The following is a 14906-nucleotide window of genomic DNA, read 5'->3' as shown; positions in this document are numbered from 1 at the left end:
CCCGCTACCCGGCACGCAGCTGCAAATTTCCGACATCCGCGATTGGCCTTAAACCACCTGCGTTCGTCATCCTAGGGCGGAGCAGGAGCGAAGCGACGTAGCGGAGACCCTAGGATCCATGCCGTAACGATGGAGCGTCGCAAGGGTGCGGAACTCTATTCATCTGCTCACCCTCACGGGTTAGATATTTTACTGGACCGCGCCGACCAGGACCTGCTGGCCATCACGGATCGACACCCAGCGACCGGTATTGTCGATCGCCTGCCGCTTGAGGAAGCGGTAGCCGGTCCGGTCCCACGAGCGGACCTTTCCGTCCAGATTGTCGAGGACGTAGTCGCCCTTGCTCGTGCGCACGGTCAGCACGGCATGGCCCTCGCCATCCGGCTTGCGCACGACGGTCATCAGAAGATTGGCGTACGACACGCCCAAGCGGTTCAATTCGCGGCGCTTTTCCAGGACATAGTCCTCACAGTCGCCAACGCCCCTGACGGGGTAGGCCCAGACCTCGTCCTTGCCGTAAATATCGATGTCGCTTATCGGCTTGACGGCGTTGTTGACCCTGGCGTTGACGCTGAGAATCTTGCGCCAGAGCGCGCCTGTCATGGTGGCGGGGGCGAGATTGCCCGGGTGGATCGAGCATTCGGCCGGACTGGTCTTGCAGAAATCGTAATGGCCGATCGGCTGCGATGTCGGGCCGCCGGTTGCCATTGGCCCGGCCGCCGAAGCCGCCGTAGACCAGCCTGTCGCAAGTGCCAGCCCTAACAGGGCGCACACGCGCAGCCCTCTCGCCATTGGTGAGGAAATCATTGTCCCCCTCGTCCCTTGTTGTTAATGAAACGTTAAGGGCGATCTACAGTCCCTGTCAATAATACCAACGGCCAGTTTTGCGATATGGTTACCCGCGCGGCCGAAAGCGCGGCTATTGTGCAACAGGTCGACTTGAACGGCGGCTGCCATCCGGGACATCTTTACTTTTTGGCGGTGCGAACCAGCTTCGGCCTCACCGCAACGCGGGTTTGGCGGCCATAGCTGGTGATGAAGTCGACGATGCGCGGCACGATTTCGGATCGGAAGCGCGAGCCGTTGAAGACGCCGTAATGGCCGACCGCCGGCTGCATGTAGTGGGCGTGCCTGTCCGCGGGGATGTTGATGCAGAGGTCGTGCGCGGCCTGGGTCTGGCCGAGGCCGGAAATGTCGTCGTTCTCGCCCTCGACCGTGAACAGCGCGACATTGCGGATATCGGCGGGATCGATGGCGATGCCGCGATGCATCATTTCGCCCTTGGGCAGAGCATGGCGGACGAACACGGTGTCGACCGTCTGCAGGTAGAACTCCGCTGTCAGATCCATCACCGCCATATATTCGTCGTAGAAGTCGCGGTGCTTCTCGGCACTGTCGCCGTCATGCTTCACCAGGTGCATGAAGAAGTCCTTGTGGGCGATGATGTGGCGGTCGAGATTCATGCTCATGAAACCCGAAAGCTGCAGGAAGCCGGGATAGACCTCGCGGCCGAAGCCCGGCACCGGCCATGGCGCCTGCATGGTGACGTTGTCGCGAAACCAGTCGGTGCCCTTTTCCTCAGCCAGAAGGTTGACCGCGGTCGGATTGCGGCGGGTGTCGATCGGCCCACCCATCAGCGTCATCGTCGAGGGAACGAACGGGTCACCCCGCGTTTCCATCAGCGCCACCGCCGCCAGCACCGGGACTGAAGGCTGGCACACCGCCATGACATGGGTGTCCGGGCCCAGCGCATGCAGCATGTCGACGATGTAGTCGATATAGTCGTCGAGGTCGAAGCTGCCCTCGCTGAGCGGCACCATGCGGGCGTCGACCCAATCGGTGATGTGAACGTCGGCATGCGGCAGCATCGCCTCGACCGTGCCGCGCAGCAGCGTCGCGTAGTGGCCGGACATCGGCGCCACGATCAGCAGCTTCGGATCAGGCCGGCGGCCGGCGGGAACCGCCCGCTCGAAACGGAGCAGATTGCAGAACGGCCGCGACCACACCGTCTTTTCGGTGACAGCGACGCTTTTCCAGTCGACGACGGTCCTGGTCAGGCCGAACTGCGGCTTGCTGTAGCGGCGCGTCGTGCGCTCGAACAATTCGGCCGTCGCCGCGACCGAGCGGCCCCAGGATGTGTGCGCAAACGGATTGAGCGGATTGGTGTAGAACATCCGCACCGCATCGGCATAGACGCGGGCCGGCTGAACGGCGGCGTGGTTCAATTCGTAGAGCTGGTAGAACATCGAGAACTCCGCTGCTGCGACCGAAGGGACGACAGCAGTGCCGAGCCTTGAATCTCTCGCGCAAAGGTTAACAACAAACTGCTGCGATGCAATACGTCAATTGAATTGATTTATGCTTATACTTTTGTCTAAGGCGTTGAAAATCGGTTTTGAACGGCGGCAGCCGGCTTATTGTGCAGCTGCGAAAGGTGCCGGAGAGAGCATGGGTAATCGCTTCAGGTTTGCGCTGCCCCTCATCCGCCTGGCCGCAAAGCGGCGCGGCCATTCACACGCGGTCGGTGCACACAGCAGCATGGCCTGAGCTGATGAAGCCGAGCCGCCCCGCTGCGCCCTTCGACAGGTCGATTACGCGACCCTTGATAAACGGGCCGCGGTCGTTGATGCGCACGACGACGCTGCGGCCGTTTTTGCGGTTGGTGACCTTCAGCCTGGTGCCAAAAGGCAAGGTGCGGTGCGCGGCGGTCAGCGCCGACGGGTTCATCCGCTCGCCGGAAGCGGTCTTCGAGGTCAGCGCGTACCAGGAGGCGCGGCCGCATTGCGCGGCGGCAGGGGAGGTGGATGCGCCGACCATCAGGCCAGCCGCTATCGCCGCCGCGACAAGCGCGGTCCGGTTGGGTTTCTTCATCTGCGGCAAGGGGCTCCGTTTGACAGACCCGGCCGTTACGGATGGAATGTGGCACCAAATGCGGCAGTCGTCTGGCGGTTCCATGACAACAGTACACGTTTGGAGTCGGCGGGAAACAGTCTGTCATGGAATGTCGGGATTGCGCCGATGTATGTCTGGTGGTCTTCGCACCAGCACCGGGGTGTTTCCGGCAAGACCCGGCTTTATCATGCAAGTAGATGTGAGAGCGATCGGGTCGCTTCCTTTCGCCTTGCCATCGCGGTCATGGCGGAATTGACGATCGACTTGGGAAGGGAATTGCGACGATGAGATTGATCAAGAATCTGCTGGCGTTGATTGTGCTCGCCAGCGGTGCGCTGTGGTCGCTGCAGGGCATCGGCCTCGTCGGCGGCAGCTTCATGACCGGCCAGTCGCAATGGCTCTATATCGGCATCGTCACTGCGCTGGTCGGCCTAGGCGGACTGGTGTGGGCGAACCGTTCGCTCCCCTGACACTCACCCTGGCGGCGTTTCGGTCGACCGGCGAATGCGCGCCCGCCGCAAACAAGCATTTCCTGTTTTGCACGCAGCTTCGGCAAATGAATGCTGCGAATGGCCGACGATTTGAAAACCGGTTCCTGTATCGCGGCTAAGTATAGTAGTCTTATCGACATTGCAGGAATTGGGAGAACGGAGCGATGTCCATATCGCGGCGATCACCCGCATGAGGGTCGAGGGCTGGCTGTCGCCATTGGCGTGCCTCCCGGCTTCAGGAGGAAAAACGTCCGGCAAGTCGTCGCAGCGGCTTGAAAATCAAGCAAAATCAATGGTGCCCGTCTTGTATATCATGTCACTAGAATTATGTGTCTTGAAAGCCTGGACGCGGACGCGGTGGGGACGCACGCCAGGCGTTTCGCAACCGGTGGCCTTGCGCCATTGCATGACAGAGAAACGTTCGGTCCATGCTCACAAAGAAGGGCAAGTACGGCCTCAAGGCGCTCGTCCATCTGGCGCGGCTGCCGGTTGGTCAGCTCGCCTTCGTTGCCGATATCGCCACCGGAAACAACATTCCGAAGAAATTTCTCGACGCCATCCTCGGCGAACTGCGCAATGCCGGTTTCGTCCAGAGTCGCAAGGGCAAGGAGGGCGGTTACCGCCTGGCGCGGCCGGCGGATGAAATCAAGATCGGCCACGTCGTGCGCGTGCTCGACGGACCGCTTGCCCCAATTCCCTGCGCCAGCCGCACCCGGTATTCGCGCTGTGAAGACTGCAACGAGGCGACATGCCAAGTCCGACATCTGATGCTGGAGGTCCGGCAAGCGATCGCCGAGGTGCTGGATCAGCGCAGCCTCGCCGAGATGCGCGATATCGCCGGCGACGACGACCTTTCGGCTGCGTTGAAAATCCAGGCCTGAGCCGGAACCGACGGCTCCTCAGGCACTTGGTGCGCGCATGACCGGCCGCGCAAATTCGATTGTCCCAAGTTCGATCATTATCGTCGGCGGCGGCGCCAGCGGCGTCGTCCTTGCCGCGCATCTGTTGAAGTCGCCCAATCCCGATCTGCGTGTCACGCTGATCGAAAAGCGCCCGCATTTCGGCCAGGGCATCGCCTATTCCACGCTGCTGTCGGCGCATGTGCTGAATGTCAGCGCGGCCGGCATGAGCGCCCATGCCGACGACCCCGGCAATTTCTGGCGCTGGCTGCTTGAGCGCGGCCTGGCAACCCCAGAGCAGGCGCCGGTCTACGCGCCGCGCAGCGTCTACGCCCGCTACCTGAAGGAACTGCTGGACGAGCTCGAGGCCCGCGAGACGGGGCGTCTTCGCCTGATCCGCGAGGAGAGCCTGTCGATCTCGCCGACCGGATCCGGGGTCGAGGTGGCGCTGGCCAACGGCACCAGCGTCGTCGCCCACCTTGCCGTGCTGGCGACCGGACATGACGAGGAGCCGGGCGCCGGCCACGGCCATGCGACGAGGATGGGATCGGAGGCCGACACCGTGGTCGACGGGGAAGCCCGAGTCCTGGTGCTGGGCACGGGTTTGAGCATGGTCGATGCCTTCCTGTCGCTCGAACAGCGCGGCCATCGCGGCGAGATTATTGCGGTGTCGCGGCGCGGCCTGCTGCCTTCGCCGCATCGCAAAGGCAATCCGATCAAGCTCGACGTCGCCGACATTCCGCTCGGCACCCAGCTCTCCTATTTCGTCGGCTGGTTCCGCGACCTGATCCGGGAAAACCAGAAGGCCGGCATCGACTGGCGCGACGTCGTCGACGGTCTCAGGCCGTTCAACCAGAAGATCTGGCAAAACTGGCCGTCTTCGGCCAAGCGCCGCTTCGTCGAGCACACCAAGGCGTGGTGGGACATCCACCGCCATCGCATGGCGCCGGAAGTCTATGCCCGTGTCACCGAGGCGGTGCAGTCGGGCCGCATCCGGCTTGTCGCCGGGCGCGTCGTCGGCATCACGGCGGGCGACGAATTCAGCGTGCAGGTCCAGTCGCGCCACACGCAAAACATCGAGACGTTCGATGTCGCCCGCATCTACGATTGCACCGGCATCGCCAGGGACATCTCGACAACGTCGAACAGCGTGGTGCGATCGCTGGTCGACCGCGGGCTGGCCCGGCCGGATCCGCTGCGCCTTGGCCTCGACGTATCGGACAATTGCGAGGTCATCGCCAGCGACGGCACCGTATCGGCCAAGATTCTCGCGGTCGGGCCGCTGACCCGCGGCACCTTCTTCGAGATCGACGCCATACCGGATATTCGCGTGCAATGCGCGCGGCTGGGGAAGCGGCTGCTCGGGTGAGGATATGACTGGTGAGGCCGGCGCTCTACGGCGCCCCCCTCTGTCCTGCCCTCTTTGCCAAAACTTGGCATCTCCCCCACGAGGGGGGAGATTGGATGTCGCAAAGGCTTCGCCAATCCCAAACGTCGAAAGAATGGCGGGTCAGCGCAGCTGCCGATCTCCCCACCTGGGGGAGATGGCCGGCAGGCCAGAGGGGGGNGCTGTCCCGCGACCTTATCGTGATTGGCGTGACGGAGCGGCCCCACCGGAATCCCATTCCCCGTCTGGCCAACGGATTGGCACGATCTATCTTCTTTCAGACTACAAACGGCTGGAAAAGAAGATAGGCTGACAGCCTGCCCAAGGCGGTCGCTTGACCATGGAGCATCAGCATGAGCGTGCACAAGATCGCCCTCCCGGACAGGGCAATGTCCCGCCTGCGTCCGCCCTATGCATCGGTTCTCGACCTGATCGGGCAGACGCCGGTTGTCGAGCTGACCAAATTCGACATCGGCAAGTGCCGGCTGTTCATCAAGCTCGAAAGCCAGAATCCCGGCGGCTCGATCAAGGACCGCATTGCGCTGTCGATGATCGCCGACGCCGAAAAACAGGGCAAGCTGAGGCGCGGCGGCACCATTGTCGAGGCGACCGCCGGCAACACCGGCCTTGGCCTCGCCCAGGTCGGCATCCCCAAGGGCTATCGCATCGTCCTCGTCGTGCCCGACAAGATGTCGCGCGAGAAGATCCAGCATCTGCGGGCGCTCGGCGCCGAAGTGCGCATGACCCGTTCCGATGTCGGCAAGGGCCACGCCGAATACTATCAGGACATGGCCGAAAAGATCGCCGCCGAGCTGCCCGGCGCCTTCTATGCCAACCAGTTCGCCAATCCGGCCAATCCGGACGCCCATGAAACCACGACCGGTCCGGAGATCTATTCGCAGCTCGACGGCGACGTCGATGCAGTGGTCGTCGGCGTCGGCTCGGGCGGCACGCTGACCGGGCTTGGCCGCTATTTCGCAAAAATCTCGCCGAAGACCGAGATGATTCTCGCCGATCCGGTCGGTTCGGTGCTGGCGCCCCTGATCAAGACCGGCAAGATGCAAGAGGCCGGCAGCTGGACGGTGGAGGGCATCGGTGAGGATTTCGTCCCGCCCAATGCCGATCTGTCGCTGGTCAAGAAGGCCTACTCGATCACCGACAAGCAAAGCATGCTGGCGGTGCGCGACCTGCTTTCCAAGGAGGGCATCCTCGCCGGCTCGTCGTCCGGCACGCTGCTTTCGACAGCGCTGCGCTATTGCCGCGAGCAGACCGTGCCGAAGCGGGTCGTCACCTTCGTCTGCGACAGCGGCAACAAATATCTGTCGAAAGTGTTCGACGATTTCTGGCTGATCGAGCAGGGCCTCGCCGAGCACGAGCAGCATGGCGATCTGCGCGACCTGGTGATGCGCACGCACCGCACCGGCGACATCGTGTCTGTCGGCCCGGACGAAAGCCTGCTCAACGCCTATGGCCGCATGCGCCGTTCGGATGTCTCGCAACTGCCGGTGCTGGACGACGGCAAGCTCGTCGGCATCGTCGACGAAAGCGATATCCTCGCCCACGTCGAAGGCCCCTATGACAGCCGCTGGGACCGTTTCAAGGCCCCGGTGCGCACGGCGATGACCGCCAATTTGCACACGCTGCAGGCCAGCCAGACGCTGGACGCGCTGCTGCCGGTGTTCGACCGCAACGAGGTCGCCATCGTCTTCGACGGCGACGAATTCATCGGCCTGATTACCCGCATCGACCTGATCAACCATCTGAGGCGCCGCGCAAGATGACCATCAAAGCCACCGTATCGGGCAGCAACCGCCTGGCCTTCTCGACGCGCACCATCCATGGCGGCCAGAGCCACGACCCGACGACCGGCGCGGTGATGGTGCCGATCTATGCGACCTCGACCTATGGCCAGCAGAGCCCGGGCGTGCACAAGGGTTTTGAATACGCCCGCAGCCAGAACCCGACCCGCTTTGCCTTCGAGCGCGCAGTGGCCGATCTCGAAAGCGGCGCAGCCGCCTTCGCTTTCGCCTCGGGGCTGGCGGCGATCGCCACCATCTTCGAACTGCTCGATTCCGGCGCCCATGTCGTCGCCACCGACGATATCTATGGCGGCACGTTCCGGCTGCTGGAGCGGGTGCGCAAGCGCTCGGCCAATTTGCAGGTCGACTTCGTCGACTTCACCGACCTGGCCGCGGTCGAAGCGGCGATCCGCCCGGAAACCAGGTTGCTCTGGGTCGAGACGCCGACCAACCCGCTGCTGCGCGTCGTCGATCTCGAAGCGGTCGCGGCACTGGCCAGGCGCAAAGGCGTGCTCTCGGTTGCCGACAACACTTTTTGCAGCCCCTATCTGCAGCGGCCGCTGGAGCTCGGCATCGACATATCGGTGCATTCGACGACGAAATACCTCAACGGCCATTCCGACATGGTCGGCGGCGTCGCCGTGGTCGGCGACAACAAGGATCTCGCCGACCGGCTGAAATTCCTGCAGAACGCCATCGGCGCCATTTCCGGACCGTTCGACAGTTTTCTGGCGCTGCGCGGCCTCAAGACGCTGGCGCTGAGGATGGAGCGCCATTCGTCGAACGGCCAGAAGATCGCGCACTGGCTGGAAAGCCGTCCCGACATCCGCCGCGTCATCTATCCCGGTCTCCCCAGCCACCCGCAGCACGCCATCGCCAGGCGGCAGATGCACGCCTTCGGCGGCATGATCACGGTCGAGCTCGACCGCGACCTCGCCGGCACCAAACGCTTCCTCGAGCACACGCAACTGTTCACGCTGGCCGAAAGCCTCGGCGGCGTCGAAAGCCTGATTGAGCACCCCGCACTGATGACGCACGGCTCGATCCCGGCGCAAAAACGCGCGGAAATCGGGATTTCCGATTCGCTGGTGCGGCTGTCGGCGGGTATCGAGGATGGCGACGATCTGATCGCGGATCTGGATCAGGCGCTGGCGAGTTGAAGGGGGGTCCGTGCCCTGTTGGATAGTGGCGTCAGTTTGAAATTTCCCGGCTGACTGGCGCATCCAACTGTGAATTGACAAAGGCGACGTACCCTCGCTTTGCTATCGGGGCAACCTGGAGGGAAAGTCATGGCTTACTCGTATCGTTGCAGGGATTATCCGGGAAACGAGGCCTGTCCAGCGATGTTCACGGCAGAGACCGAGGCGGAAGTGATGAAGCACGTCGAGCTTCACGGCGCGATCGCTCACGGGGAAGACCCGAAGCAATGATCGCCGGAAGACCGTAAACAGGTCAAGAAGCTAATTTTAGCGACCTAAACTCGCTTCTAATACGGGCCGCGCAGTGCGACCGTCACTATCTCCAATGCTACGGCAAGCATTTAGGAGTTCGGCCGATAGGCGACAACGCCTAGGCGCGATGGAATTTTCAAACTGACCCAACCGCCCGTTGACCTGAGTGGCATCCGGCGGAATTGTGGCCTTCCCTGCAATTGCCCACAGGCACGGTTGAAGTCATGACTACTCGAGAGCGAGACCAGCCGACGGCAAACGACGCCCCGCTCACCTTCGCGGTGCTGGTCTTCCCCGGCTTTCCGATGATGGCGTTCAGTTCGGTCATCGAGCCGTTGCGCGCGGCCAACGTGCTGGCCAAGAAAGAATGCTACCGCTGGATCATCGTCGGCGCCGCTGAAGGCCCGGTCGCGGCCTCGAACGGGGTCGTCATCCAGCCCGGCTTTTTCGCCGGCGATGCGCCGAAGGTCGACCGCATCGTCGTCTGCTCGGGCGGCGATGCCGATCATCTCGTGGCCGAAGACGCGGTGAGCTGGATCCGCAGGAGCCTACGCGGCGGCGCCCATATCGGCGCGGTGGCGGACGCCGCCTTCTTTTTGGCCCGCGCCGGCCTGCTCGACGGCCATGCCTGCACCTTGCACTGGACCAGCCAGGCGGCGTTCACCGAGGCGTTTCCGGACATCGAGCTCAGGCGCGATCTCTACGTGATCGACCGCAAGCGCTTCACCTCGGCCGGCGGCGTCGGCAGCCTCGACATGATGCTGGAGATCATCACATCAGACTATGGCGCCGAACTCGCGGCCGGCGTCGCCGAATGGTTCGTGCACAGCCCGCTGCGCTCCAGCGTCGACCGCAAGCTGATGCCGCTGCGGTTACGCACCGGCGTCCAGAACGAACTGGTGCTGTCGGCCATCGCCATCATGGAGGATGCGGTGGAGGAGCGGCTCGGCATGGCGGCGCTGGCGGAAAAGCTCGGCGTCTCCTCCGACAAGCTCGAACGCAACTTCCGCTCCGAGCTCGCCATCTCGCCCAACGGCTATTACCGCCGCCTGCGGCTGAAGCGCGCCGCCGACCTCCTGGCGCATTCGACGCTGATGGTGCGCGACGTGGCGCTGGCCTGCGGTTTTGCTTCGATGTCGAGCTTTGCGCGGGCGTTTCGGGAGGAGCATGGGCATGCGCCGAAGGTGGCGCGGAGGCATTAGGCGTCCGCGCGCTGACGCGGCGCAACGACGGCGGGACAGCGCCCCCCTCTGGCCTGCCGGCCATCTCCCCCAATTGGGGGGAGATCGGCTGTCATCGCTGATTTCGCCAATCGCCAACGTTACAGGAATGAGCGGAACGCCGAAGCTGCCAATCTCCCCCCAAGTGGGGGAGATGTCCGGCAGGACAGAGGGGGCGCCGTAGAGCATCACGGAACGGCTTCAAGCGGTATCCGGCACAACATCTGCGAAATTCCGCACAGCCTCTTCGCGGTGCACCGCTATGTTCAGGGCTTCCAGGAGGCACCCATGAGCATTGTCGTGTTCGACCCCGACAGCACTGAGGACGTCGACTTCAAGAACCGCATGCGCCACCCGGCGGCGGCGGATCCGGCCGGCGGCATGTGGCTGTCCGACACCGAGCCGTCCTTCATCGATGCGGACGCGCTGCGCAAAGGCCGGCTGGCGAAGCTGCGTGCCTGGATGCGCGAGGCCGGCTATGGCGGCGTCGTGCTGTTCGACCCCTACAACCAGCGCTACGCCACCGGCTCGCGCAACATGTTCGGTTATTTTCTGCGCAACTCGACGCGCTACTTCTTCATCCCGACCGAAGGGCCGATCGTGCTGTTCGAATATCCGCAGAGCTATCATGTCTCGATGGTGCTCGACACCATCGACGAGGCGCGGCCGTCCAAGCTGGTGTGGTCTTCGGTGTCGGGCCGCGACGACGAGACCGCCGGCCCCTTCGCCGACGAGATCACTGAGCTGCTCAAGGTACATGGCGGCGGCTCGATGAAGCTCGGCCTCGACCGCTGCGGCCATCTGCAGGCGCTGGCGCTGGAAAAGCGCGGCTGCGAGGTCCGGGATTGCCAGGGCGAAATTCTTGCCGTGCGGGCGGTCAAGACGCCCGAAGAGGTAAAATGCCTGCAAGTGTCGATGGCCGGCGCCGAGGCGGCCGTCTATGCGGTGCGCGAGGCGATCAAGCCCGGCGTTTCCGAAAACGAACTGTTCGCCATCATGTATCACGAGGTGATCCGGCAGGGCGGCGAGTTCATCGAAACCCGGCTCTTGACCTCGGGCCAGCGCACCAATCCGTGGTTCAACGAAGCCAGCGGCCGCAAGATCAGGCCCGGCGAACTCTTGGCGCTGGATACCGATACGATCGGCTGCTACGGCTATTATTCGGACTTCTCGCGCACCTTCCGCTGCGGCCCGGGCAAGCCGACGGATTATCAGAAATCGCTCTACCGCATGGCCCACGACCAGGTTCAGCACAATATCTCGATCGTCAGGCCGGGCATGGCGTTTCGCGAGATCGCCGAAAAGGCCTGGAATATCCCCGACCGCTTCGTCGACCAGCGCTATACGTCTGTCATGCACGGCGTCGGCATGCATGGCGAGACGCCGTTCATCGCGCACGCCATGGACTACGAGACCTATGGCCGCGACGGTTTTGTCGTGCCCGGCATGGTGGTCAGCGTCGAGAGCTATATCGGCGAGAAAGGCGGACGCGAGGGCGTCAAGCTCGAGGACGAGATCCTGGTCACCGAGACCGGCACCGAGCTTTTGTCGCGCTTTCCCTATGAGGACGATTTTCTGGAGAAACAGGTTTGATCCCAACATCCACCACCAATCGCGGTGCGGTATCGCAAATCGTCGGGACTAACCGCAGCGCTCATGCTTTCGTTCAGGTGTCCGCATGAAGGGCCCGGTCTCGATCAGACGCGGCACGGCGGCCGCGGTGTTCGTCGACCTCCAGGAGGAGCACCGGCAGGACAAGCGCTATCTGGTCGAGGGTTTTGCCGACATCCTCGCCAACGTCCAGCGCCTGCAGGCGGCGGCACGGGCCAACGATGTGCTGCTCTACCATTCGGCCTATATCGTCGATCTCACCAGGGAGGCGCGGCGGTTCCATCCGGTCGATGCCAATGGCAGGTCGGCCTTCTCCGACAAGGACGATCCGCTGACGGCGATCTGTCCGGAAGTGGCGCCGGTCGACGGCGAGATGATGCTGGTCAAGACCGAGGCCAGCGCCTTCGGTTCGGGCCCTGCCGCGGGCCGGCTCAGGGCCAAAGGCATCGAATGGCTGGTCGTTGCCGGCGTGTGGACCGAGGCCTGCATCGACGCCACCGTCAGGGATGCGGTATCATCGGGCTTTCGCGTGCTGCTGGTCAAGGATGCCTGCGGCAGCGGGAGCACGGCGATGCACCAGACCGCCATCCTCAACCTTGCCAACCGGCTCTATGGCGGCGCCGTCACCACAACCGAGGGCGCCTGCCGATTGATGACAGGCGAGACGGTCGATGCATGGCAGGTCGTGGGTTCGGTGCCTTTGCGCTTCACCTATGAAAACGCCGCCCGGCTATACGCCGAGCTCTGAACCAGGAAGGCTGGCGATCCTTGGCGCCCCCCTCTGTCCTGCCCTCCTTGCCAAAACTTGGCATCTCCCCCACGGGGGGGGAGATTGGCAGCTTCGGCGCTGCGCTCCTGCTGCGATGTTGGAAATTGGCGAGCCGGGACGACAGCCGATCTCCCCCCAAGTGGGGGAGATGCCCGGTAGGGCAGAGGGGGGCGCTGTCCCGCCGGCGTCTCGAAAGGTTCTGCGCCGCAGTAGCGCAAGCTTCTGCGGAACAACGCACAACAACTGCGGAAACCCGAACACTTCCTCGCTGAATCCCGCACTATCATCGCTTGGCGAAAGGCGCCCGGCGGCCGCATCCGCCCCCGCGACGCGGTCGACCGGGCGCCGACAGGGAGGATTCGACGATGAAGTTGATGCTGACCGAAAGAGCGCTGCATCCGCAGGCCGAGCCCGTCGCCGACGGTTTTAAAAAAGGCAGCATGAACCGGCGCGAATATCTCGCCACCATGGCAGCACTTGGCGTCAGCGTCGCCGGCGCGCTGGCGCTTGGCGGCCTCGCGCCTTCCCCGGCCAGGGCGCAGGAGCCGAAGCGCGGCGGCGTCTTGCGCGTCGCCATGAACGTCAAGGGCTGGAAGGACCCGCGCACCTTCGACGGCGTCGAAATGTCCAATGTTGCCCGCCACTGCAACGAATATCTGGTGCGCTGGAACCGCGATTTCACCTTCGAGCCGTGGCTGCTTGAGAGCTGGGAGACCAGCGACGACGCCCGCGTGCTGACGCTGCACGTCCGCAAGGGCATCACCTGGTCGAACGGCGACACTTTCAACGCCGACGACGTCGTCCACAACCTGACGCGCTGGTGCGATGCGAGCGTTGCCGGCAATTCGGTCGCCGAGCGGATGGGGGCGCTGGTCGACGCCGCCACCAAGAAGCCGATCGACGGCGGCATCGAGCGTGTCGACGACTTTACCGTCCGGCTCAATCTGCCGAAGCCCGACATTTCGCTGATTGCCGGCATGACCGACTATCCGGCGCTGATCATGCACCGCAGCTACGACGGCGACAGCGATCCGCTGAAGGCCCTGGCGATCACCACTGGACCTTGCGAACTGGTGGCATGGGATGCCGAGGTCGGCGCCGAGGTCCGCCGCAAGGACAAGCCGTGGTGGAAGGGCGATTTCTGGCTCGACGGCATCCAATGGGTCGACTACGGCTCCGATCCCAATGCGATGTTTTCGGCCTTCGAATCGGGCGAGATCGACACCAACCACGAAACCGCCGCCGATACCGTCTCGCAGACCGACGCCATGGGTCTGAGCAATTCCGAGCTTGCCACCGGCTCGACCATCGTCGCGCGCTTCAACGTCGGCAATCCGCCCTATGACGACATCAGGGTGCGGCGCGCCGCCCAGCTCGCCGTCGACAATGCCGCAATCCTGAAGATCGGCATGGACGACCGCGGCAAGCCGGCCGAGAACCATCATGTCGGCCCGATGCATGCCGAATACGCCGCTATCGGCCCGGCCGTCCGCAATGTCGACGAAGCCAAGGCGCTGCTTGCCGAGGCCGGCAAGTCCGATCACGAATACGAGCTCATCTCCGTCGATGTCGACTGGCAGAAGAACACCGGCGACGCCATCGCCGCGCAGATGCGCGACGCCGGGCTGAAGGTCAAACGCACCGTGCTGCCGGCGGCGACGTTCTGGAACGACTGGAGCAAATATCCGTTTTCCTGCACCGAGTGGCTCGGCCGGCCGCTGGGCGTCCAGGTGCTGGCGCTGGCCTACAGATCGGGCGCTGCCTGGAACGAGACCGCCTACGCCAACCCGGAGTTCGACGCCTTGCTCGACAAGGCGCTGGCCACACCCGACGCCAGTGCGCGCAAGGAGATCATGGCCAAGATCGAGCGGAATCTGCGCGACTCCGGCATCATCATCCAGCCCTATTGGCGCTCGGTCTACCGGACGTTCCGCAAGGGCGTGCACGGCTGCGAGCAGCATCAGTCGCTGGAGCAGCATTTCGACAAGGTTTGGCTCGAGGCGTGATCGCGGGTCTTTCCTTCTCCCCTTGTGGGAGAAGGTGGATTGGCGCGCAGCGCCAAGACGGAAGAGGGGTGCTGGATGGAGTGCGGCGGTGCCAAGCTGGAACACCCCTCATCCNGCCGCTNCGCGGCCACCTTCTCCCACAAGGGGAGAAGGCAGAGCCACGCCACGCCTTGAAACCTCCCGTCCAAGCCGCACCGTCTCCCGCACCAACAAATCCAGGTCGTCGCGCCGGGTGCGGTGGTTGTTGATCGCTGCCCTGAGGCAATGCTGGCCGTGCACCGTCGTATCCGAGAGGACGGCGATGCCGTCTTCCTGCAGCCGCAGCATGATCTCGGTGTTGAGTTCCTTCTGCCGCTCTCCCGTCAGCCCGTCGCCACGGTA

The 14906-nt window shown here is 63.7% G+C and carries 13 protein-coding genes and 1 pseudogene; 10 read left to right on the top strand and 4 right to left on the bottom strand.

The window, feature by feature from the left end; genetic code table 11:
- Positions 1-189: 189 nt before the first annotated feature.
- From M727_RS0116655 to M727_RS0116645, 3 genes are all read right to left on the bottom strand, one after another.
- Positions 190-807, bottom strand: coding sequence for a transglutaminase-like cysteine peptidase (locus M727_RS0116655; protein WP_027153618.1), 618 nt, complete (start codon positions 805-807; stop codon positions 190-192).
- Between the two features lie 161 nt (positions 808-968).
- Positions 969-2246, bottom strand: a complete 1278-nt coding sequence (locus M727_RS0116650) for a polyhydroxyalkanoate depolymerase (RefSeq protein WP_027153617.1) — start codon at positions 2244-2246, stop codon at positions 969-971.
- A gap of 265 nt (positions 2247-2511) precedes the next feature.
- Positions 2512-2871, bottom strand: coding sequence for a septal ring lytic transglycosylase RlpA family protein (locus M727_RS0116645; RefSeq protein ID WP_023802673.1), 360 nt, complete (start codon positions 2869-2871; stop codon positions 2512-2514).
- 305 nt (positions 2872-3176) lie between these two features.
- On the opposite strand from M727_RS0116645, the gene M727_RS0116640 reads away from it, so the two are divergent.
- The 10 genes from M727_RS0116640 (at position 3177) to M727_RS0116595 (ending at position 14525) form a co-directional block, all read left to right on the top strand.
- The gene (locus tag M727_RS0116640; protein WP_027153616.1) at positions 3177-3362 is read left to right on the top strand and encodes a hypothetical protein; all 186 of its coding nucleotides are present in this window, start codon (positions 3177-3179) and stop codon (positions 3360-3362) included.
- Between the two features lie 449 nt (positions 3363-3811).
- Positions 3812-4264 (top strand): Rrf2 family transcriptional regulator, encoded by a 453-nt coding sequence (locus tag M727_RS0116635; protein ID WP_027153615.1) that lies wholly within the window; start codon positions 3812-3814, stop codon positions 4262-4264.
- A gap of 37 nt (positions 4265-4301) precedes the next feature.
- Entirely contained in the window at positions 4302-5651 is a 1350-nt protein-coding gene (locus M727_RS0116630) for an FAD/NAD(P)-binding protein (RefSeq protein WP_027153614.1), read from the top strand.
- A 371-nt stretch (positions 5652-6022) separates the two neighbouring features.
- On the top strand, positions 6023-7450 hold the full coding sequence (locus M727_RS0116625) for a pyridoxal-phosphate dependent enzyme (protein ID WP_027153613.1): 1428 nt from the start codon (positions 6023-6025) through the stop codon (positions 7448-7450).
- Positions 7447-8628: a cystathionine gamma-synthase gene (locus tag M727_RS0116620; RefSeq protein ID WP_027153612.1), complete on the top strand. Its 1182-nt coding sequence runs from the start codon at positions 7447-7449 to the stop codon at positions 8626-8628. Before M727_RS0116625 ends, M727_RS0116620 begins: the two co-directional genes overlap by 4 nt.
- 129 nt (positions 8629-8757) lie before the next feature.
- Positions 8758-8898 (top strand): DUF1059 domain-containing protein, encoded by a 141-nt coding sequence (locus tag M727_RS43790; RefSeq protein ID WP_084646767.1) that lies wholly within the window; start codon positions 8758-8760, stop codon positions 8896-8898.
- A 245-nt stretch (positions 8899-9143) separates the two neighbouring features.
- On the top strand, positions 9144-10121 hold the full coding sequence (locus M727_RS0116610; protein ID WP_027153611.1) for a GlxA family transcriptional regulator: 978 nt from the start codon (positions 9144-9146) through the stop codon (positions 10119-10121).
- A gap of 306 nt (positions 10122-10427) precedes the next feature.
- Positions 10428-11732, top strand: a complete 1305-nt coding sequence (locus tag M727_RS0116605) for a Xaa-Pro peptidase family protein (RefSeq protein WP_027153610.1) — start codon at positions 10428-10430, stop codon at positions 11730-11732.
- Between the two features lie 85 nt (positions 11733-11817).
- A complete protein-coding gene (locus M727_RS0116600) occupies positions 11818-12498 on the top strand; it encodes an isochorismatase family protein (protein ID WP_027153609.1) in 681 nt (226 codons plus the stop codon).
- A gap of 386 nt (positions 12499-12884) precedes the next feature.
- On the top strand, positions 12885-14525 hold the full coding sequence (locus M727_RS0116595; RefSeq protein ID WP_027153608.1) for an ABC transporter substrate-binding protein: 1641 nt from the start codon (positions 12885-12887) through the stop codon (positions 14523-14525).
- A 108-nt stretch (positions 14526-14633) separates the two neighbouring features.
- Here M727_RS0116595 and M727_RS36630 read toward each other — a convergent pair.
- Positions 14634-14906: pseudogene (locus M727_RS36630) on the bottom strand (amino acid decarboxylase); the annotation flags it as partial.

The organism is Mesorhizobium sp. WSM2561, assembly GCF_000513915.1.
Classification (GTDB): Bacteria; Pseudomonadota; Alphaproteobacteria; order Rhizobiales; family Rhizobiaceae; genus Mesorhizobium; species Mesorhizobium muleiense.
The sequence above is the reverse complement of the archived record's forward strand: the minus strand, read 5'-3'. Positions and strand labels throughout refer to the sequence as shown.

Bases quoted from the DNA above. Each gene is read 5' to 3' on its own strand.
- M727_RS0116650 (WP_027153617.1), bottom strand. From the start codon at position 2,246: ATGTTCTACCAGCTCTACGAATTGAACCACGCCGCCGTTCAGCCGGCC.
- M727_RS0116620 (WP_027153612.1), top strand. From the start codon at position 7,447: ATGACCATCAAAGCCACCGTATCGGGCAGCAACCGCCTGGCCTTCTCG.
- M727_RS0116595 (WP_027153608.1), top strand. From the start codon at position 12,885: ATGAAGTTGATGCTGACCGAAAGAGCGCTGCATCCGCAGGCCGAGCCC.
- M727_RS0116600 (WP_027153609.1), top strand. From the start codon at position 11,818: ATGAAGGGCCCGGTCTCGATCAGACGCGGCACGGCGGCCGCGGTGTTC.
- M727_RS0116630 (WP_027153614.1), top strand. From the start codon at position 4,302: ATGACCGGCCGCGCAAATTCGATTGTCCCAAGTTCGATCATTATCGTC.
- M727_RS0116640 (WP_027153616.1), top strand. From the start codon at position 3,177: ATGAGATTGATCAAGAATCTGCTGGCGTTGATTGTGCTCGCCAGCGGT.
- M727_RS43790 (WP_084646767.1), top strand. From the start codon at position 8,758: ATGGCTTACTCGTATCGTTGCAGGGATTATCCGGGAAACGAGGCCTGT.
- M727_RS0116625 (WP_027153613.1), top strand. From the start codon at position 6,023: ATGAGCGTGCACAAGATCGCCCTCCCGGACAGGGCAATGTCCCGCCTG.
- M727_RS0116605 (WP_027153610.1), top strand. From the start codon at position 10,428: ATGAGCATTGTCGTGTTCGACCCCGACAGCACTGAGGACGTCGACTTC.
- M727_RS0116635 (WP_027153615.1), top strand. From the start codon at position 3,812: ATGCTCACAAAGAAGGGCAAGTACGGCCTCAAGGCGCTCGTCCATCTG.
- M727_RS0116645 (WP_023802673.1), bottom strand. From the start codon at position 2,871: ATGAAGAAACCCAACCGGACCGCGCTTGTCGCGGCGGCGATAGCGGCT.
- M727_RS0116610 (WP_027153611.1), top strand. From the start codon at position 9,144: ATGACTACTCGAGAGCGAGACCAGCCGACGGCAAACGACGCCCCGCTC.
- M727_RS0116655 (WP_027153618.1), bottom strand. From the start codon at position 807: ATGATTTCCTCACCAATGGCGAGAGGGCTGCGCGTGTGCGCCCTGTTA.